Below are 18,109 nucleotides of genomic sequence, written 5' to 3'. Positions count from 1 at the left end.
TCACATCGCCCCGGTGAGCTGGTGCAGCACGGCGTCCAGCAGGCCGTCCGCGTTCAGGTCGACGCCTCCGCTGCGCAGGAACACGGCGTTCAGCAACTGGTCGGTGGCCAGCTCGCCCAGAGCGCGGCGGCGCAGGAAGGCGTCGATCAGGTCGTCCGCCTCCCGCAGCGCATCCTCGCCCAGATGAGCGGCGACGATGGTGCGCAGCCGCTCCTCGTCGGGCACCGGCAGTTCGAGCCGCAGACACCGGCGCAGGAACGCGGGCGGGAAGTCCCGCTCCCCGTTGCTGGTGATGATCACCACCGGGAACTCGGCGCACTGCACCACCCCCTGGTGCACCCGGACGGTCCCCCGGTGGTCGGAGGTCTGCACCTCCACGTCGGCCGTGTCCTCGGGCAGCCGGACCAGCTCCTTGATCTCGAAGTAGCCCTCCTCGAACACGGTGAGCAGGTCGTTGGGCAGGTCCACGTCACCCTTGTCCATCTCGTCCACGAGCAGACAGCGCGGGGCGGCCGACGCCACCAGCGCCGTACCGAGTGGCCCGAGCCGGATGAACTGCCCGATGGACGGCTCCCCTTCGCCGCGGTCCCGGCTGAGCGTGGTCTCCCGCAGCCGGCCGATGGCGTCGTACACGTACAGCGCGTCCGGCACCGTGGAGCGGCTGGTGACCGACCAGCGCAGCAGGTCGCCCAGGCACAGCTCGTGCGCGACGGCCCGGGCGAGGGACGACTTGCCGGTACCGGCGGGCCCGGTCACCAGCAGCGGACGGCGCAGGTGCAGCGCCGCGTTGACGATGTCGGCGTGCCGCGGATCGATCACGTACGGCAGCTCGGGGCGCGTCGCGCGCGCCGGGGTGAAGCGCCGCCAGGGCGGGGCGGAGGGGAGCCCGACGGCCCGGGGCACACCGTCGCCTCGGAACAGGCGCCAGTCGGCGGCGGATGTCATGAGCCCTCCTGAGGTTCGGACAGATGCAGACGAGGGACGGTACGGTCGGCGTCGGCCCAGGCGAGGACCGGCCGGCCGGGGAACTCGGGAGGGTTGGCCTGGGCGTTCGCCCGATAGCTGTGCACACCGTCGGGCAGCTCCCGGGTCGCGACCTCGGCCATGTGCCGGACGCTGTGCGAGGGGCCGTCCTCGCGGCGGTCCCACATCACCACAGGTATGCCCAGCGCCAGGCAGGTCTGCACGATGCGGTCCCGGGGAGGACCGGGCGGTACGTCCACGGAGACGCGCACGGTGTCGAGTTGGTTGACCAGCCGGGAGTAGAGCGTGTCCCGGTCGGTGGGTTCGGAGACGACGAGCGCCTTGCCCGAGTCCAGGCGGCTCCACCGCGTACGCCAGCGGGAGACGAACCGACCGTTGCGACGCAGCAGTTCGGGACAGTGCACGACCAGCGGGAACTCCACCCCGAGCACGCCGGGCACCAGCTCGGCCGGGTCCCTGGCCGCCCACTCGTCCACGGGCAGGTTGAGACCGCCGCGGTCCACGAGCACCTCCACCAGCGGCGGACGCTCGTCCTCGGCCGGAGGCGTGAGCGAGTCCAGCGCACGCAGCACCTCGCGCGCCGCCTCCGAGGCCGAGTACGACTTCACGCTCTCGGCGGAGACCTGCCGCGGCCCGGTCCCCTCGTCGCACCAGATCCGCAGCCGGTGCCGGTTCCGCCCGGTCTTGGTCACCTGTACCAGCACGCGGACCCGGGTGGCCCGCGCGCGCACCGAACGCGCCCACTCCTGCGCGTCGAAACGGCGCTCGGCCAGCGCCGACCGCTCGATGCCCAGGCGCCGGGCCACCCCGTCCGCCCACAGCCGCAGCCGCGCCCGCTGGGTGTCGGGGCACAGCGCGCCGACGTACTCCATCACCCGCAGCAGCGCCGGCACCCGGCGCTCGTCGCCGCTCGCGTGGCCGTCGCCCGACAGGCCCTCCAGATGATCGAGCAACGCGTCCACGGTGTCGCCGCCCGGCCGGGCCGCGAGATGCGGCAGCGCGGCCCGGACCGCCTCGGGGAAGCGTCCCAGCACGGCCGGGACGATGGCGCGCAGGTGGCCGCGCAGCTCCGTGAACTCGGCCGCGGTCAGCAGCCGGGGCGTGCGGGACAGGGCGCCCGCGGCCAGGATCCGGTCGGCCGCCCGCGGGTCGTCCCGGCGCAGAACCCCGACCAGCGCCGCCAGGGCCCGCGGGTGGGTCAGCACGAATGCACCGACCTCCTCGGGGGAGGGCGGGACGACGTCGCTGCCCGGCTCGACACCGCACAGCCGGGCCAGCTTGCGGGCGCAGTCACCACGCCCGCTGGGGGAGGGAAGCCCGTCCTCGATCGCCTCCACCAGCAACGCGAAGGCGGGGTCGTCGGGGTCGACCGGCGCGGGCCGCAGGCCGTCCAGCACGCCGAGGGGGCGCAGCTCCGCCTCGACGGCCTGCCAGGGCAGGGCCCAGCTGCGCCGGATGACGCTCTGGAAAGCGAGGGCGAGCGGCGCACCCGTGCGGTCCACGGGCATGAAGTGGCCGACGACGAGTCCGACCACGGCCTGTTCCTCCCGGCACCACAGCGGGCTGCCGCTGTAGCCGGGGCCGACGGCCATGCCGGTGGGCGCGCCGTCCACATAGGCGAGGGGGCCCTGGAGAGCGGCGACGGTGAGACGGGCCACGGTGGAGGCACGGCCCACACCGTGCCAGGCGTCCACCTTGTGGCCGACCGCCATGGCCGCCTGGCGGGGACCGGGCGGCAGGCCCCCGGCCGGGGCGTCGACGCGCAGGACGGCGAGGTCGCCGCGCCACTCGTCGCTGCCCGCGCTCACCGCTCCGCCGTCCCGGGCGCGGGGCGGGATCCAGTGGGCCACGCGGGCCGGGTACCCCCGGCTGCCTGCCGACCCGGCGTCGGGCACCTCGACGGGAACCTCCGCCACGCCCGGTGCCCGTGCGTCGAACATCTCCCTGCCCAGCGCGGCGTTGACGACGTGCGCGCAGGTCAGCACCGTGTCGGGGCCGAGCACGAAGCCCGCACCCGCGGTCTTGCCGTCCTCGATGCGCCGGATGGACACGACGTACCGGGACGGATCATCGAAACTGTCCCACCGATTCCGGAACCATCCCACGTGTCACTCCGCGGCGGGCGTCGCACCGGTGTCCGGGGCGGGCCGCCAACTGGCGGTGACGGTGAGATGCGCCTGCCCGGCCGCCCCGACGATCCCGAACTTGAGGTCCTGGCCGACCTGCACGCCGAAGGTCACGGTCAGCTCGGTGGGCGGCTCGGGCACCGCCGTGGCGGCGTCGTGGACCTCCTGGAGCAGCGGGCCGATCGGCCGCAGCGCACCCCGGAGCGCCTCGGCCGCGAAGTTCGCGACCGCGCGGCCGCCCGCGCCGACCGGTACCGCCCGGCCCATGCCCTCCGGGAGGTCGTCGTCCGGTGGAGAGGGCAGCGGTACCGTGCCGGGCCCGAGCAGGAACCGGACCGGAGTGCCGTCGTCGAGCGCGAGATCGGAGGAATCGGCGAAAGAGCTCACGGTTCGTATTATCGGCGGGAAGCCCGCGCCAGCCGCTGTTCTTGCACAACTCGGTTACCGCATCGATGCCTTGGACTCGCTGGACCACCCGAGGCTCAGGGCATGACCCGGGCCAGATACGGCGCCGTCGCGCTGCCCTCCGCCCGGGCCACCCGCTCCGGCGGGCCGGCCGCCACGATCCGGCCGCCCCGTTCGCCGCCGCCCGGACCCAGGTCGATCACCCAGTCGGCGCCCGCGACCACCGTCATGTCGTGCTCCACCACGACCACCGTGTGGCCGGCGTCCACCAGCCCGTGCAGCCGGTCCATCAGCACCTCCACGTCGGCCGGGTGCAGTCCGGTGGTCGGCTCGTCCAGCAGATACAGGGTGTGCCCCCGGCGTCCGCGCTGGAGCTCGCTCGCCAGCTTGATCCGCTGGGCCTCCCCGCCGGACAGCTCGGTCGCGGGCTGGCCGAGCCGCAGATAGCCGAGGCCCACGTCGAGCAGCGTGCCAAGACTGCGGGCGGCGGCCGGGGTGTCCGCGAAGAACTCCGCGGCCGCCTCCACCGTCAGGTCCAGCACCTCGGCGATGTTCCGTCCCCGGTACGTCACCTGGAGCGTCTCCGGCCGGTAGCGGGCGCCGCCGCAGTCCGGGCAGGGCGCGTACGTGCTCGGCAGGAACAGCAGCTCCACACTGACGAACCCCTCACCCTGACAGGTCTCGCAGCGTCCCCCGGCCACATTGAACGAGAACCGCCCGACGCCGTACCCGTGCGCCCGCGCCTCCTCGGTGCCGGCGAACACCTTCCGTACGACGTCGAACAGGCCGGTGTAGGTGGCCAGGTTGGACCGCGGGGTGCGTCCGATGGGCTTCTGGTCGACCCGGACCAGCCGCCCCACCCCCTCCAGGTCCTCCGTCAACTCACCGATCAGCGTGGACTTTCCGGACCCGGAGACACCGGTGACGGCGGTGAACGCGCCGAGCGGGAACCCGGCCGTCACCGCGCGCAGGTTGTGCCGGGTCACCGGACCCACCGACAGCCAGCCGCGTGGCGTGCGCACCTCCCGCGCCGGTCCGGGCGACTCGTCGAACAGGAACGCGGCCGTCGCCGACTCCTCGACCGAGGCCAGCTCGGCCGGCGGCCCGCTGTACAGCACGCGACCGCCGTGCTCGCCGGCGCCGGGGCCCACGTCCACCAGCCAGTCGGCGGCACGCACCACCTCCAGGTGATGCTCCACCACGAACACCGAGTTCCCGGCCGCCTTGAGCCGGTCCAGCACCGTCAGCAGCGCCTCGGTGTCCGCCGGGTGCAGTCCGGCGGACGGCTCGTCCAGCACGTACACCACACCGAACAGCCCGGAGCGCAACTGGGTGGCGAGCCGCAGCCGCTGGAGCTCGCCCGCCGACAGGGTGGGGGTGGCCCGGTCCAGGCTGAGATAACCGAGGCCCAGTTCGACCACGGGCGCGATACGGGACTTCAGGTCCTCGGTGAGCACCCGGGCGGTCTCCGTGGCGGCGCCGTCCAGCAGCCCCGCGAGGTCGGTCAGCGGCAGCGCGGCCAGTTCGGCGATGGTCCGGCCGCCGAAGGTCACCGCGAGCGCCTCGGGCCGCAGCCGGCTGCCCTCGCACGCCCGGCAGGGCGCGCCGGCCAGGAACCGCTCCGCCTTCGCCCGCAGGGTGGCCGACTTGGTGTCCGAGAAGGTCTTCAGCACATACCGGCGGGCGCTCGTGTACGTGCCCTGGTACGGCCGTTGGATGCGGTCCGCGTCCCGGACCGGGTGCACGGTGACGACCGGCTGTTCGTCGGTGAACAGGATCCACTCGCGCTGCCGCGCGGGCAGCTCGCGCCAGGGCCGGTCCACGTCGTACCCGAGCGTGTCGAGGATGTCCCTGAGGTTCTTGCCCTGCCAGGCGCCCGGCCAGGCCGCGATGGCGCCCTCGCGGACGGACAGCGAGGGATCCGGGACCAGCAACTCCTCGCTGGTCTCGTGCACCTGCCCCAGGCCGTGGCAGCCGGGGCAGGCGCCCGCCGCGGTGTTCGGCGAGAACGCGTCCGAGTCGAGCCGTTCGGCACCGGGCGGGTACGTGCCGGCGCGCGAGAAGAGCATGCGCAGCGAGTTGGAGAGATTGGTGACGGTGCCCACCGAGGAGCGCGAGGTGGGGGCCGAGCGGCGCTGCTGGAGCGAGACCGCGGGCGGCAGCCCGGTGATCTCGCCGACCTTGGGCGCCCCGACCTGGTGGATGAGCCTGCGCGCGTACGGGGCGACCGACTCGAAGTACCGCCGCTGGGCCTCGGCGTAGACCGTGCCGAAGGCCAGGGACGACTTGCCCGAGCCGGAGACACCGGTGAACACCGCCAGCACGTCCCGGGGGATGTCCACGTCGACGCCCTTGAGGTTGTGCTCACGGGCGCCGCGGACGCGGACGTACGGGTCGTGGGGGTGGTGCATCGGGGGTACTCTAACCGCCCCCGGGCGCTACGACCGCGGAGGGTTGTCCCGGTCCTGCCGGGTGCCGAACTCGTCCCTCACCTTGTCCTGCCCGGTGTCGACCTGGGACCGGTACTTGTTCCCGGTGCGCTGGTCGACGTAGTCCCCGCCCTTGTCGATGCCCTTGTCGGCCATGCTCTCATGGCCCTTGAGCATGCCCTTGATCTTGTCCATGAAGGACATGGCAGCCCTCCTCGTCGCGTGGGGGTTGTGCTCTCCCAAGGGTCACCGGCGGGGGCGGGGATCGCATCTCGAGCGGTCACGTCACCGGCGCGAACAGCGCGGCGAGCCGCCGGTAGGAGTCCAGCAGGGCCGTACGGTCGTAGGTGCTGGTGGTGACGAGCACCTCCTCGGCACCCGTCTCCTTCAGCACCGTCTCCAGCTCGTGGGCGACCTGGTCCGCGGTGCCGGCGATGTGCCCGGCCAGGGCGGACTCGTAGAAGCCGCGTTCCTTCGCGGTCATGGTGCGGGCCTCGACCGATGCGGCGGGGGCGAGCGGCGGGAAGGTGCCGTGCGTGCGGGAGTACGCCATCGACCAGGCCTCCGGGACCAGCAGCCGCCGCGCCTCGGTCTCGGTGCCGGCGACCGCGACGGTACCGGAGATCACGACGTACGGTTCGGCCGCCCAGCGGGAGGGGCGGAACAGCGAGCGGTACTGGTCGATGCCGCGCAGCATCCTGTCGCGGCCGCGCAGGTCACCGATGACCATGGGCAGGCCCGCGCGGGCCGCGATCCGCGCGCCCTCTCCCATGGCCAGTACGAACGGCGGCACGGTCAGGCCCTCCGCGGGGCGGGCGTGCACCCCGGTCGGCGAGCCGCCCGTGAACCAGTCCAGCAGTTCGCCGAGCTGCGCCGCGAAGTCCTCGGCGTCCTCCTTGTCCCGGCCGAGGGCTCTGCGCACCCCGTCCGTGAAGCCGACGGAGCGGCCGAGCCCCATGTCGACACGCCCCGGGAACAGCGCCTCCAGCACCCCGAACTGCTCGGCGACGACCAGGGGCCGGTGGTTGGGCAGCATGACTCCGCCGGTGCCGACCCGGATGTCGCGGGTGGCCGCGGCGACCGCTGCGGCGAGCACGGTCGGCGCGGAGCCGGCCACGCCGGGCACTCCGTGGTGCTCGGACACCCAGAACCGGTGGTAGCCGAGGGCCTCCGCCTCCCGGGCCAGCGCGACGGTGTCCCGCAGCGCCTCGGCGGGCGGACGGCCCTCGCGGGTGCGGGAGCGGTCGAGGACGGAGAACCGGGTCCGGGCGATCACTGTGCTGCTCACGCAGGGTTCAACGCCCTGGCGCGCCCGGGATTCCCGGTCAGTCCTCCGGGCGCAGCAGCCCGCGCTCGTATGCCTTGGCCAGGCGCTGCGGGACGAGGTGCCGGACGCCGTCGAGCGTGACGGGGACCAGGGTGGGGGTGGCCGCCTTCCACTGGGCGCGGCGGTGGCGGGTGTTGCTGCGGGACATCTTCCGCTTGGGAACGGCCATGGAGTCCTCCTCGGTGCTGGGGGCAGGCACCGAGGACGCTATATGAAAATGGATGCCATTATCAAGTGGTCGTGGTGTGTGGCTGTGGGTGACCGCGGTCGCCGGTGACCGTCAGCGGCCGGAACGCGCCCTGGCGCCGCGCGGGGCCTGGATCATCTGGAGCTCCAGCGTCGGCGGGGGTGCTGCCAGGCCGGGGCCGCCCGCCCGTGCCCAGTCCGCGACCTCGGCCGTGCCGACGTCGTCCAGGGCGAACCCGATCCACGCCGGCCGGCCGCCGGCGCGCCGGCCCGCCGTCGACGGCCGTACGACGATCACGTTGGCCTGGTCGCACGGTCCGAGGCAGTCGGTGACCCGCACCTCGAAGTCCCCCTCGGCGGCGGCTTGTCGCAGCCGCTCCAGCTGGCCGGCGTGGTCGGTGCCGGGATGCTTGGCCGGATCGCCGCAGCAGCACCCCCGGCACACGACGAGCGTGCAGGGGCGGGCGACGGCGGCGTGGGGCGCGGGAGAGGAAGGGGCGGGAGAGGTCGGCGCCGGAGACGGCGGCGTGGAGGAGTTGGGCATGAGAGAAGCATGAAGGTACCCGTCGGGGCGAGTTGAGGGTGGGTGGGGTGCCGTGCCCGGAAGCCGACCGCGCCCGGCATCCGCGGCTTCGGCCGGAACGGCACGTCGCGCCCGAGGTCTCCCGGTGGCCGTCCGCTCGCTCGTACCCCGGCAGCCGCTCGGCGCACGCGGGATGCGGAGTCCGGGGGCTGGCTAGGGTGGCCGGTGTGACAGACAGCAGCACACGTCCGCTCGCCGTGTTCGACCTCGACAACACACTCGCCGGCACCGCGCACCGCCAGCACTTCCTGGAGGGCCGGCCGCGCGACTGGGACGGGTTCTTCGCCGCCGCGCCGCAGGATCCACCGCTCGCCGAGGGCGTCGCGCTGGCCGTGCAGAGCGCCGGTGACTGCGAGATCGTCTACCTCACGGGCCGTCCCGAGCGGTGCCGCCGGGACACGCTGGAATGGCTCGCCGCCCACGGGCTGCCCGAGGGGCGCGTGTACATGCGCGGCAACGCCGACCGCAGGCCGGCGCGGTTCACCAAGCTGGAGATCCTGCGCCGGCTCGCCCGCAACCGGGAGATCCGGGTGCTCGTGGACGACGACGAGCTGGTGTGCGACGACGCCGAGCGCGCCGGGTTCAGGGTCGTACGGGCCCGCTGGGCCGCGAAGTCGGCCGCGCTGGAGGACGCGCAGGAGCGGGAGGGGCGTACCTGAGGCGCGGACGGCGGGTGGGACGGCCCGGCCGGGTCAGTCGCCGTCCTCGATGCGGAAGCCGACCTTCAGGCCCACCTGGTAGTGCTCGATCCGCCCGTTCTCGATCTGGCCGCGGATCTGGGTCACCTCGAACCAGTCCAGGTTGCGCAGGGTCTGGTCGGCGCGGGCGATGCCGTTGCGGATGGCCTGGTCGACGCCGTCGTGCGACGTGCCGACGATCTCGGTGACGCGGTAGGTGTGGTTCGACATGAGGGTTCTCCTCTCGGCGGGGTCACGCCGTACTCCACCGTGCCGCATCAACGCCGCGGCCGCACGGCGTCCCGTGCCTGCCGTCGGTAACCCTTGACCTCCGCATTGGTCCATACCAAAATCCAGCACACCCCGTACGAGCCGTCGGCTCGTCCCCCCACGTCGGGCCCCCACCCCTGTCCGCACCGCCCTGCCAGACAGAACAGGACCCCTCGTGAGACGTCGTCTGCTCGCCCTCATCTGTGTCACCGGCTCCCTCGTCAGCGGCTGCGGACTGCTCCCCGGCGGACACGAGCGCACGACCGTGACCGTGTGGCTGATGAAGGGCAGTGCCTCCAGGGAGTTCCTCCAGCGGTTCACCGAGGACTTCGAACGCGGCCACCAGGACCTGCGCCTGGACATCCGCATCCAGGAGTGGACCGGCGTCGTCGAGAAGGTGCGCACCGCGCTCAAGACGGACTCCGGCGACGGCCCCGACGTGATCGAGGTCGGCAACACCCAGGTCCCGCTGTACGCGGACGGCGGCCGGCTCGTGGACCTCACCCTGGAGTCGATGCGGGACTGGGGCAAGGAGAAGTGGCTGCCCGGCCTCGCCCAGCCCGGCCGGGACGGCAACAAGCAGTACGGCGTTCCCTGGTACGCGGCCAACCGTGTGGTCATCTACCGCAAGGACCTCTTCGAGCAGGCCGGCATCACCCGCCCGCCGATGACGCGCGACGAGTGGCTCGCCGACACCGAGAAGCTCAACTCCGGTGACGGCCAGGGCATCTACCTCGCCGGGCAGGACTGGTACACGCTCTCCGGCTTCATCTGGGACGAGGGCGGCGACCTCGCCCGGGAGAAGGACTACACGTGGGAGGGCGCGCTGGACACGCCGGCCGCGCTGCGCGGCATGGACTTCTACCGCCGGCTCCAGGCGCTGGGGAAGGGGCCCGCCGCCGCCGACGAGGAACACCCGCCCCAGGCCGGGGTGTTCGCCGGCGGCAAGGTCGCGCAGATCATCGCCGTACCCGGGCTCGCTCAGGCGATCGTGCGGCAGAAGCCGGACCTCGAGGACAAGCTCGGCTTCTTCCCCGTGCCCGGCAAGGCCGCCGGGCGGCCCGGCACCGTCTTCACCGGCGGCTCCGACCTGGTCGTCCCGCGGAACACCGATGACCAGTTCGCCGCGACCGCCGTCGTCGCGGCCCTCACCGGTGCCAAATGGGACACCGAACTCGCCCGCACCATGAACTACGTGCCCAACAAGACCACGCTGGCCGACGCCGTCGCGGGCGAGGAGGGGGTCGCCGCCATGGCCGCGGGTGCGGCACACGGCCGGGCGACCCCCCACACCCCTCAGTGGGCCGACGTGGAGGCCGACAACCCGATCAAGGAGTACATGACCCGGGTGCTGGGAGGCGCGGACCCCGCGACGGAGGCCCGCCGTGCCTCCCGGAAGATCACCGAGGCGCTCGCCCCGAACGTGGGCTGAGCCACCGCCCCCGGCTCACCGCACGACGCTCAGCGACAGCGCGAACCGGTCCTGGGCGTCCGTCCACCAGTGCGTCAACTCAAGGCCCACCGCAGCCAGTTCGGCGGTCACGCCGTCCCTCCGGAACTTGGCCGACACCTCGGTGCGCAGCTCCTCGCCCGCGGCGAAGTGCACGGCGAGATCCAGCGCGGGCACCTTCACGGTCTGGTCGGTACGGGAGCGCAGCCGCATCTCGATCCACTCCCGCTCGGCGTTCCACAGGGCCACATGGTCGAACGCGTCCGGATCGAAGTCGGCCCCCAGCTCCCGGTCGATGACGGCCAGCACGTTCTTGTTGAACGCGGCCGTCACCCCGGCCGCGTCGTCGTACGCCCGGACCAGCACCCGCTCGTCCTTGACCAGGTCCGTGCCGAGCAGCAGCCCGTCGCCCGGAGCGAGCAGCGAGCGCACGGAGGCCAGGAAGTCCGCGCGTTCGGCGGGCAGCAGATTGCCGATCGTGCCGCCGAGGAACGCCAGCAGCCGCGGGCCGGGCGTGGCGGGCAGGGCCAGCGGGGCCGTGAAGTCGGCGATCAGGGCGTGCACATCGAGATCCGGTCGCTCCTCGATGAGGGCCTGTCCCGCCTGGACGAGGGCGCTCTCGCTGACGTCGACGGGGACGTAGGCGGCGAGCGAGGGCAGGGCGTCGATCAGATAGCGGGTCTTCTCCGAGGAACCCGAGCCCAGTTCGACCAGGGTGCGGGCACCGCTGGCGGCGGCGATCTCACCGGACCGGGCGGCGAGGATCTCCCGCTCGGCGCGCGTCGGGTAGTACTCGGGCAGCTCGGTGATCCGCTCGAACAGCTCGCTGCCCCGGGCGTCGTAGAACCACTTGGGCGGCAGCCACTTGGGCGTGACGGTGAGGCCGTGCAGGACGTCGGCGCGCAGCGCGGCGTCCGCCGTGTCCTCAGGAAGGGTGCGGGTGACGTGCAGGGGACTCAACGGCAGGGCTCCTTCGGTGACGGGGGCGCCCCCGCTCGGGCGGAGTCGGGAGTGGGGGAGGCCGCCGGATCCATCGGCGGGGCGAGCAGCACACCGGCACGGCTCGCGGTGAGTACGGTGCGGTCGGGGACCTCCTGCCAGAGCGGGTCGTCGTCGTACGGCTCGGAGGCGACGACCGTGCACCGGCCGGGCTCCGTGCGGTACCAGAGCGAGTCGCCCCAGGCGGTGGCGGTGATCGTGTCCCCGTCCGTCAGCAGCAGGTTGAGCCGGGAGGCGGGGGCCGCCTCGGCCAGCCGGCGCACGGTCTCCCCCAGGGCCTGGCCCGGTTCCGCGCCCATCCGCAGCCGGTGCAGGACCAGCGCCCAGATGAACGCCGAGTCGGTGCTGGCCTGGAGCGACAGCAGGTCGACCGGGGGTAGCGCGGGCACCAGGGGCGCCACCGCGTCCGGCCAGCCCGCGATCGCGCCGTTGTGGCTGAACAGCCACCGCCCCGCCGCGAACGGCGCCGCCGCGGCCTCGGCGTCCGCCCCCGCGAGGGTGGCGTCCCGGACGGCGGCGAGCACGGCACCCGAACGCACCACCCGGGCCAGGTCGGCGAAGGACAGATCGGCCCAGATCGGCCCGGCCCGCCGGTAGCGCGCCGGCACCGGATCCTCCGGCGCGTACCAGCCGACCCCGAAGCCGTCGGCGTTGACCGTCCCGTACCGCTGCCGGCGCGGCGCCCACGACTGGCGGAAGAGGCTGTGCGCAGGCTCCAGCAGCAGCCGGCCGAGCGGCTCCTGCGGTCCCAGATAGGCGAGGTGACGGCACATCAGACGGCCCCCGAGCGGGCGGTGCGGAACCCGGAGAAGATCTGCCGGCGGATCGGGTAGTCCCAGTTGCGGAACGTGCCCCGGCAGGCCACCGGGTCCACGGCGAACGAACCGCCGCGCAGCACCTTGTGGTCGGGGCCGAAGAACACCTCCGAGTACTCCTTGTACGGGAAGGCCCTGAAGCCCGGGTACGGCAGGAAGTCGCTCGCCGTCCACTCCCACACGTCGCCGATCAACTGGCGCACGCCCAGCGGTGACGCACCGGCCGGGTAGCTGCCGGCCGGTGCGGGCCTGAGGTGCCGCTGGCCGAGATTGGCGTGCTCGGGGGCCGGGTCGGCGTCACCCCAGGGGTAGCGCCGGGACCGGCCCGTCGCCGGGTCGAAGCGGGCCGCCTTCTCCCATTCCGTCTCGGTGGGCAGCCGCCGCCCGGCCCAGCGGGCGTAGGCGTCCGCCTCGTACCAGCACACGTGCAGCACCGGCTCGTCGGCCGGGACCGGCTCGGTGACGCCGAACCGGCGCCTGAGCCACCGGTCGCCGTCCCGCCGCCAGAACAGCGGGGCGGTGATGCCGTGCCGCCTGATGTGCGCCCAGCCCTCCGGCGCCCACCAGCGCTCGCTGTCGTACCCGCCGTCCTCGATGAACGCCTGGTACGCCGCGTTGGTGACCGGGGTGGTGTCGATCCAGAACGGTGCCACCTCCCGCGGGTGCGCCGGGCGTTCGTTGTCCAGCGCCCAGGGCTCACTGGAGGTGCCCATGGTGAACGGGCCGCCGGGGACGAGGACTTCGGCCGGGCCCGTGAACAGCGGGGCCGGGGCCGGCTCCGGGGCGGTCAGGGCCTGGGGCCCCTTGCGCAGCTGATGCGTGATCAGCATGGTCTCGTCGTGCTGCTGTTCGTGCTGGGCGATCATCCCGAAGGCGAAACCGGCCTCGGTCAGCCGGGTGCCGTGGAAGTCCGCCGTCTCCAGCAGATCCAGCGCCCGGCCACGCACGTCGGCCGCGTACCGGCGGGCCTCGGCGGGCGGCAGCAGCGGCAGCGAGGGGCGCTCGGCGCGCGGATGCTCGAAGGCGTCGTAGAGGCTGTCGATCTCGGGCCGCATCGCCTCCCGGCCGCCGACCGCCCGCAGCAGCCACAGCTCTTCCTGGCTGCCGATGTGCGCCAGGTCCCACACCAGCGGGGACATCAGCGGGGAGTGCTGGGCGGTGAGGTCCGGTTCGTCGACGCAGGTGGTCAGCAGCGTGGTGCGGTCACGGGCGGTGGTGAGGGAGGCCAGCGCGCGCTTGCGCAGCGCCTCGGTGTCCGTCTCGGCGGTCTCGGTGCCGGACTCGGGGGCGGTCATGTGCGGATGTCCTTCCTCCCGTGGGCGGTGGGGGTGCCCCCGGCCGGGCCGGGCCGGGACTGCGGATCCGTGGCGGGCAGCCGGTCCAGCAGGTCGTCGGCCGGGCAGCGGCCCTGGGCGACATAGCGGTCCCGGTAGGCCGCCACGGCCTCGGTGACCCGCGTGGTGGCGCCGAGCCGGGGCAGGGCCTCCAGGGCCGCAGCGAAGCAGCCGGCGGCGGCCTCGCGCAGCTCCGGGTCGGCGAGCCCGTGCCGGGCCGCGTCGACCCACAGGGGGTTGTGCGGGGCGGGCAGATTCAGGGCCCGTTCGGCGAGCGGCTTCACGGTCCGGTAGGCGGTCTCGGCGGCCTCCGGATCGTCGAACAGCGCCGCCGTCACCGCGAGCGGCACGATCCAGCCGTCCTCGCCGGGCTGCGCGTCGATCATCCGCAGTTCCAGATGGCCGCGCGGCCGGACGGGCGGGAAGAGGGTGGTCAGGTGGTAGTCGAGATCCGCCCGGGTGGGCGGCCGGGGCGCCCGGGAGCGGGTCCACTCCCGGAAGGTGAGCCTCTCGGGCACCTCCCAGGGCCCGCCGTCCTGGCGGACGCACATCACCGGCGAGTCCAGCACATGCCGGGCCCAGGCGGCCCGGGGTTCGCCGGTCAGCGGGGGAGCGCCGGCCCGGCCGGCACCGATCTCCATCCACAGCAGCTGCCGGGTGGACCGCCAGCCGGTGGGCCGCCGGCCGATCAGCGGCGAGTTGGCGAACGCGGCCGCCAGCACCGCGCCCAGCTGGTGCGCCAGCCACCAGCGCCGGACGTGCCCCAGCGGGCCGGGCTCCTCGTGGCCGGCGTCCACACAGACCTGGACGGAGGCCGAGGTGCACATCATGTGGCGGCCGGCCGGGCCGGTGCGGTCCAGGCACGTCTCCATGGCGTCGTAGCGCGGCTCGTGCAGGAATCTGCGGGGCGCGTGCCAGGGGTCGTGGCCGATGCCGGCGAGGCCGAGACCGTCCTCGGCCAGGACGGCCCGGACGGTGTCCAGATCGGCGGAGACGGTGTCGACGCACTCCATCAGGGAGGAGGCGGGCGGCGAGCTCAGCTCCAGCTGGCCGCCGGGTTCGACGGTGAGCGCCGATCCCAGGGGTACGGTCCGCAAGGTGGCGTAGGCCGCTTCGAGCCGTTCGGGTGTGACCGGGAGCTGTGGCAGCTCCCGTGCGTGGACGAGCCACTCCAGCTCGACACCGAGCGTGCGGGGTGGCCCGGTTTTGAAGCAGATGCCCCGCACCAGGGCCTCCACCTCGGCCTCGGTGACGGCGGTGCGGTGCGCGGTACAGTCGCCGCCGTCACTCCTCGTATCGGACATGTCTGGATCCTCCTGAGGTTCCGCTGTGCCCCCGCCCGGCGGGGGGGCCGGGCGGGCACTCGTCCCACCCAAAACCCTTCGGCCTCTTCGCACAAGAGTGCCCGCCCGGACGTCCCGGATTGGGCACCTCCGTTTCCTTGCGCATTTCCGGGCCGTTCCGGGCGCGGGAAACTCCGTTGCACCGCTCACCAGCATCGCCCAGGATGCGTGCATGAGCACGACGGCAGGGGACGAGCAGGCCGCGGTCGCGGCGCCCACGGGGGTGGCGCCGTGAGCGCGCGCCTGCGCGGGATCGCCGCGGAGACCGAACAGATCGTGGCCGCGGGCCGGTACCGGGCGCCGGACGGCCGGGAGGTGCCGGTCGCGGAAGCGGTCGCGGCCGCCCGGGCGGGCACCCGGATGTACGGCCCCGAGCCCGTGCCGGTGGTGTCGGCGCCCGACGCGGACACCGTCTTCGAGGTCACCGGTGAGAGCAGCCTGGAGGCGGCTCGCCGGCTGGCCGGCGCACCCGTCGCCGTCCTGAACTTCGCCTCGGCCCGGAACCCGGGCGGCGGCTATCTGAACGGCGCGCAGGCCCAGGAGGAGGCCCTGTGCCGCGCCTCCGCGCTGCACACCTGCCTGCTGGAGGCCCGCGCCTTCTACGACCACCACCGCGCCGACCGCGACCCGTTCTACACGGACCGGGTGATCCACTCCCCGGCCGTCCCCGTCTTCCGCGACGACCGCGGCCGGCTGCTGACGGAGCCGTACCGCGCGGGCTTCCTGACGGCCGCCGCCCCCAACGCGGGCGTGATCCGGCGTACGGCGCCGCAGCGGGCGGCCGAGCTGCCCGGTGCCCTGGCGGCACGGGCCGAACGCGTGCTGGAGACGGCCGCGGCCCAGGGCTACCGGCGGCTGGTGCTCGGCGCCTGGGGCTGCGGTGTCTTCCAGAACGACCCGGCGCAGGTCGCGGGCGCCTTCCGGGCCGCACTGGGCCCCGGCGGCCGGTTCGCGCGCTCCTTCGAGCACGTGGTGTTCGGGGTACTGGACCGGACCCCGCAAGCGACCGTACGGGCGGCGTTCGCGCGGGTGTTCGGTCGAGCTTGAGGGCTCGTGCGACCGGCGCGGCCGGTGCGGTGGAGTTCGAGTGCTCGTGCGGCAGGTGCCGGCCGGTCACGTCCAGCCGTAGCGCTCGTGCAGTCGCTGCCGGACCAGGTTGAACCGCATGCGGTCCAGCGCGCACGCCTCGCGTCGCATGCCCTCCTCGTGCAGCCGCAGCACCCGGTCCACGTTCACCCACGAGTCCCGGCCCGACCGGTCCCACGGCCCGCTGCCGATCGCCACCCACTCCCGGGCACCTCTTCCTCCGCCCGCCCGCCCGGCGTCATGCCGCTTGCTGGACAGCTGGACGGCGAGGAAGGTGCCCGCCGTCTCCCGGGCCACGACCAGGACCGGGCGGTCCTTGCCCCGGCCGTCGTTTTCCTCGAAGGGCACCCACGTCCACACGATCTCGCCGGGGTCCGGATCGCCGTCGTGGGCCGGCGCGTATTCGGTGCGCACCCGGCCGACCTCGCGCGGGTCGGCCTCGGTGGTGGAGTGGGGGCCGTCGCGGCCGGGGGCGTTCTCTTCGGTAAACGTGCTCACGCAGGCACCCTAGGCCCTGTCGTCACACTCCCGCCTGCCCCGCGACGCCATGCACGCACTCTCGCCGTACCAGGCCCTGATCCAAGTACATCCCGTACGAGGGCCGGGGCCCGGCACTACCCCAGCCTTCGGCCGGAGGACCCCAGAGCACGCACCTGACACCGCGCGGCCCGCCCTTCGGGCGGACGACGGGAGTTCGACGACAGGACCTAGTGGCCCCCCGCGCAACACGCGTCCGCCCTGCGTGCGTTACTGCGGTGTGTCACCGGTCTGCGGAAGCGGTGCGCTGCCGGGGCGCGTGCCGATCCGCATGCCGGGCCGCCGGCCGTGCACGGTCAGGTACGTCAGCCCGGCCGCGCCGGCGGTGATGCTGCGGGCAGCGCCGTGCGGCAGCCAGACGAGGGCGCCCTCGGCGAGCGGCTCCGGCTCGTCCGCCGGGCCCTTGCCGAGGACCCCGTCCCCGGCGACCACCACGACCAGTACGTCCAACTGTGCCTCGGTGTGCGCCGTGACCCCTCCGCCCGGGGCCAGCCGGACCACGTTCGCGTCCAACTGCCGGCCGCTCTCGGCCAGCTTCCACAGCACGCCCGCCGGCACCGGCGGCGCCTCGGCCAGCGCGCGGGTGTCGCACAGCACCCGTGGCGGGTCCGTCGCCGTGCGGCCGGCCGGCCCGGTGTCCCCCGCGGACCGCGACGTCATCTCGTGTTCCCCTCGGCTCTTCCGTGTCCCTGCACCCACCGGGCATCTCCGCGCCCATCGTCCCCCACAACTCTACAATTAATACATGTAGGATTCGTGAAAAAGGACCGAAGGTGGGAAAGGGGTGTCCGGACGTTGACCACGCGGGAGAGCCCGCGCCGACGCGAGGTGCTGGACGTGCTGCGTGCCGCGCCCTCGCCGCTCGGGGTCGCGGAGGCCGCCGAGCGGATGGGGCTGCATCCCAACACGGTGCGGTTCCACCTGGACGCCTTGGAGGCCGACGGCCTGGTCGAGCGCCGGACCGAGACGCCCTCGGGTCCCGGCCGGCCGCGCACCGTCTACACCGCGCGCCCCGGCATGGACCGCGGCGGCCTCCGCGACTACCGACTGCTCGCCCGCATACTGCTCAGCCGGTGGGCCGCCGCCGATCCGGCCGAGGCGCAGGCGGAGGCGCTGGAGACGGGCCGTGCCTGGGGTCGTTTCCTCACCGACCCGCTCCCGCCGTACGAGCCGCCGACGCCCGAACGGTCGGTGGCCGGGCTGCTCGCCCTGCTGGCCGAGCTGGGCTTCGCGCCGGAGGCGGAAGGGGGCGGCGGCGCGGCCGGGCGGACGCCGGACCGGATCCGGCTGCGGCACTGCCCCTTCCTCGAACTCGCCGAGGAGCACGGCAGGCTGGTCTGCCCGCTCCATCTGGGCCTGATGCAGGGCGCCTTGGCACAGCTGGGTGCACCCCTGACGGCCACCGCGCTGGAGCCGTTCGCCGAACCCGAGTCCTGCCTGGCGCACTTGGGAGCGGCGCCGCCCGACTGAACGGATTGGATCCGGATCCGCGAGCCGGGAGATCACGACGGCATCGGCCGGGGAACCGGGGGGCTTGACCGGCACACGGATCGCCCTG

Annotated in this window: 19 protein-coding genes; 4 read left to right on the top strand and 15 right to left on the bottom strand. The window is 73.9% G+C overall.

All coding sequences use genetic code 11. The annotated features are described in order from the left end of the window. The 8 genes from ACZ7DL_RS12905 to ACZ7DL_RS12870 all read right to left on the bottom strand — a co-directional run bounded on the left by ACZ7DL_RS12905 (position 1) and on the right by ACZ7DL_RS12870 (position 8,001). Positions 1-945: an AAA family ATPase gene (locus ACZ7DL_RS12905; protein ID WP_470773887.1), complete on the bottom strand. Its 945-nt coding sequence runs from the start codon at positions 943-945 to the stop codon at positions 1-3. Further along, positions 942-3,035: a VMAP-C domain-containing protein gene (locus tag ACZ7DL_RS12900; protein ID WP_470773886.1), complete on the bottom strand. Its 2,094-nt coding sequence runs from the start codon at positions 3,033-3,035 to the stop codon at positions 942-944. Before ACZ7DL_RS12900 ends, ACZ7DL_RS12905 begins: the two co-directional genes overlap by 4 nt. A 57-nt stretch (positions 3,036-3,092) precedes the next feature. After that, positions 3,093-3,497, bottom strand: a complete 405-nt coding sequence (locus tag ACZ7DL_RS12895) for a CU044_2847 family protein (protein WP_470773885.1) — start codon at positions 3,495-3,497, stop codon at positions 3,093-3,095. 95 nt (positions 3,498-3,592) lie between these two features. Beyond that, positions 3,593-5,926 (bottom strand): ATP-binding cassette domain-containing protein, encoded by a 2,334-nt coding sequence (locus tag ACZ7DL_RS12890; protein WP_470773884.1) that lies wholly within the window; start codon positions 5,924-5,926, stop codon positions 3,593-3,595. Positions 5,927-5,953: 27 nt separating this feature from the next. After that, a complete protein-coding gene (locus tag ACZ7DL_RS12885; protein WP_470773883.1) occupies positions 5,954-6,148 on the bottom strand; it encodes an antitoxin in 195 nt (64 codons plus the stop codon). Between the two features lie 76 nt (positions 6,149-6,224). Beyond that, the gene (locus ACZ7DL_RS12880) at positions 6,225-7,232 is read right to left on the bottom strand and encodes an LLM class flavin-dependent oxidoreductase (RefSeq protein ID WP_470773881.1); all 1,008 of its coding nucleotides are present in this window, start codon (positions 7,230-7,232) and stop codon (positions 6,225-6,227) included. A 37-nt stretch (positions 7,233-7,269) separates the two neighbouring features. Then, positions 7,270-7,440, bottom strand: a complete 171-nt coding sequence (rpmF, locus tag ACZ7DL_RS12875) for a 50S ribosomal protein L32 (RefSeq protein WP_470773880.1) — start codon at positions 7,438-7,440, stop codon at positions 7,270-7,272. 111 nt (positions 7,441-7,551) lie between these two features. Beyond that, positions 7,552-8,001 carry a (2Fe-2S) ferredoxin domain-containing protein gene (locus ACZ7DL_RS12870; RefSeq protein WP_470773879.1) on the bottom strand — a complete coding sequence of 150 codons (450 nt, stop codon included), beginning with the start codon at positions 7,999-8,001 and terminating at the stop codon, positions 7,552-7,554. A 206-nt stretch (positions 8,002-8,207) separates the two neighbouring features. Between ACZ7DL_RS12870 and ACZ7DL_RS12865 the strand changes: the two genes are divergently transcribed. Then, on the top strand, positions 8,208-8,699 hold the full coding sequence (locus ACZ7DL_RS12865) for a phosphatase domain-containing protein (protein ID WP_470773878.1): 492 nt from the start codon (positions 8,208-8,210) through the stop codon (positions 8,697-8,699). Between the two features lie 33 nt (positions 8,700-8,732). Here ACZ7DL_RS12865 and ACZ7DL_RS12860 read toward each other — a convergent pair whose 3' ends face one another. Next, positions 8,733-8,948 carry a dodecin gene (locus ACZ7DL_RS12860; protein WP_470773877.1) on the bottom strand — a complete coding sequence of 72 codons (216 nt, stop codon included), beginning with the start codon at positions 8,946-8,948 and terminating at the stop codon, positions 8,733-8,735. A 214-nt stretch (positions 8,949-9,162) separates the two neighbouring features. Between ACZ7DL_RS12860 and ACZ7DL_RS12855 the strand changes: the two genes are divergently transcribed. After that, positions 9,163-10,419, top strand: coding sequence for an extracellular solute-binding protein (locus ACZ7DL_RS12855; protein ID WP_470773876.1), 1,257 nt, complete (start codon positions 9,163-9,165; stop codon positions 10,417-10,419). Positions 10,420-10,434: 15 nt separating this feature from the next. Here ACZ7DL_RS12855 and egtD read toward each other — a convergent pair whose 3' ends face one another. The 4 genes from egtD to egtA are packed head-to-tail and all read right to left on the bottom strand — an operon-like array spanning position 10,435 to position 14,889. Then, positions 10,435-11,397 carry an L-histidine N(alpha)-methyltransferase gene (gene egtD, locus ACZ7DL_RS12850; protein WP_470773875.1) on the bottom strand — a complete coding sequence of 321 codons (963 nt, stop codon included), beginning with the start codon at positions 11,395-11,397 and terminating at the stop codon, positions 10,435-10,437. Beyond that, positions 11,394-12,209, bottom strand: coding sequence for an ergothioneine biosynthesis protein EgtC (egtC, locus tag ACZ7DL_RS12845; protein ID WP_470773873.1), 816 nt, complete (start codon positions 12,207-12,209; stop codon positions 11,394-11,396). Before egtC ends, egtD begins: the two co-directional genes overlap by 4 nt. Further along, the gene (gene egtB / locus ACZ7DL_RS12840) at positions 12,209-13,546 is read right to left on the bottom strand and encodes an ergothioneine biosynthesis protein EgtB (protein ID WP_470773872.1); all 1,338 of its coding nucleotides are present in this window, start codon (positions 13,544-13,546) and stop codon (positions 12,209-12,211) included. The genes egtC and egtB overlap by 1 nt, the downstream gene beginning before the upstream one ends. Beyond that, complete coding sequence (egtA, locus tag ACZ7DL_RS12835) at positions 13,543-14,889, bottom strand: ergothioneine biosynthesis glutamate--cysteine ligase EgtA (protein ID WP_470773871.1); 1,347 nt, start codon at positions 14,887-14,889, stop codon at positions 13,543-13,545. Before egtA ends, egtB begins: the two co-directional genes overlap by 4 nt. A 270-nt stretch (positions 14,890-15,159) precedes the next feature. Here egtA and ACZ7DL_RS12830 point away from each other — a divergent pair, with 270 nt between their 5' ends. Next, the gene (locus ACZ7DL_RS12830; protein ID WP_470773870.1) at positions 15,160-15,975 is read left to right on the top strand and encodes a TIGR02452 family protein; all 816 of its coding nucleotides are present in this window, start codon (positions 15,160-15,162) and stop codon (positions 15,973-15,975) included. 66 nt (positions 15,976-16,041) lie between these two features. On the opposite strand, the gene ACZ7DL_RS12825 is transcribed toward ACZ7DL_RS12830, so the two are convergent. Beyond that, positions 16,042-16,512: a type II toxin-antitoxin system PemK/MazF family toxin gene (locus ACZ7DL_RS12825; RefSeq protein WP_470773869.1), complete on the bottom strand. Its 471-nt coding sequence runs from the start codon at positions 16,510-16,512 to the stop codon at positions 16,042-16,044. Positions 16,513-16,761: 249 nt separating this feature from the next. Beyond that, positions 16,762-17,211, bottom strand: a complete 450-nt coding sequence (locus tag ACZ7DL_RS12820; protein WP_470773866.1) for a cupin domain-containing protein — start codon at positions 17,209-17,211, stop codon at positions 16,762-16,764. Positions 17,212-17,346: 135 nt separating this feature from the next. Between ACZ7DL_RS12820 and ACZ7DL_RS12815 the strand changes: the two genes are divergently transcribed. Beyond that, entirely contained in the window at positions 17,347-18,021 is a 675-nt protein-coding gene (locus ACZ7DL_RS12815) for a helix-turn-helix transcriptional regulator (protein ID WP_470773864.1), read from the top strand. Positions 18,022-18,109: the final 88 nt, after the last annotated feature.

This window comes from Streptomyces sp. NPDC036984 (assembly GCF_055607665.1).
Note: the sequence above shows the minus strand (reverse complement) of the source record. Positions and strands in the feature narration are given on the sequence as shown.

Coding starts and splice junctions, on each gene's coding strand:
- ACZ7DL_RS12905 (WP_470773887.1), bottom strand. CDS start 945: ATGACATCCGCCGCCGACTGGCGCCTGTTCCGAGGCGACGGTGTGCCC.
- ACZ7DL_RS12890 (WP_470773884.1), bottom strand. CDS start 5,926: ATGCACCACCCCCACGACCCGTACGTCCGCGTCCGCGGCGCCCGTGAG.
- ACZ7DL_RS12885 (WP_470773883.1), bottom strand. CDS start 6,148: ATGTCCTTCATGGACAAGATCAAGGGCATGCTCAAGGGCCATGAGAGC.
- rpmF (WP_470773880.1), bottom strand. CDS start 7,440: ATGGCCGTTCCCAAGCGGAAGATGTCCCGCAGCAACACCCGCCACCGC.
- ACZ7DL_RS12870 (WP_470773879.1), bottom strand. CDS start 8,001: ATGCCCAACTCCTCCACGCCGCCGTCTCCGGCGCCGACCTCTCCCGCC.
- ACZ7DL_RS12860 (WP_470773877.1), bottom strand. CDS start 8,948: ATGTCGAACCACACCTACCGCGTCACCGAGATCGTCGGCACGTCGCAC.
- egtC (WP_470773873.1), bottom strand. CDS start 12,209: ATGTGCCGTCACCTCGCCTATCTGGGACCGCAGGAGCCGCTCGGCCGG.
- egtB (WP_470773872.1), bottom strand. CDS start 13,546: ATGACCGCCCCCGAGTCCGGCACCGAGACCGCCGAGACGGACACCGAG.
- egtA (WP_470773871.1), bottom strand. CDS start 14,889: ATGTCCGATACGAGGAGTGACGGCGGCGACTGTACCGCGCACCGCACC.
- ACZ7DL_RS12820 (WP_470773866.1), bottom strand. CDS start 17,211: ATGACGTCGCGGTCCGCGGGGGACACCGGGCCGGCCGGCCGCACGGCG.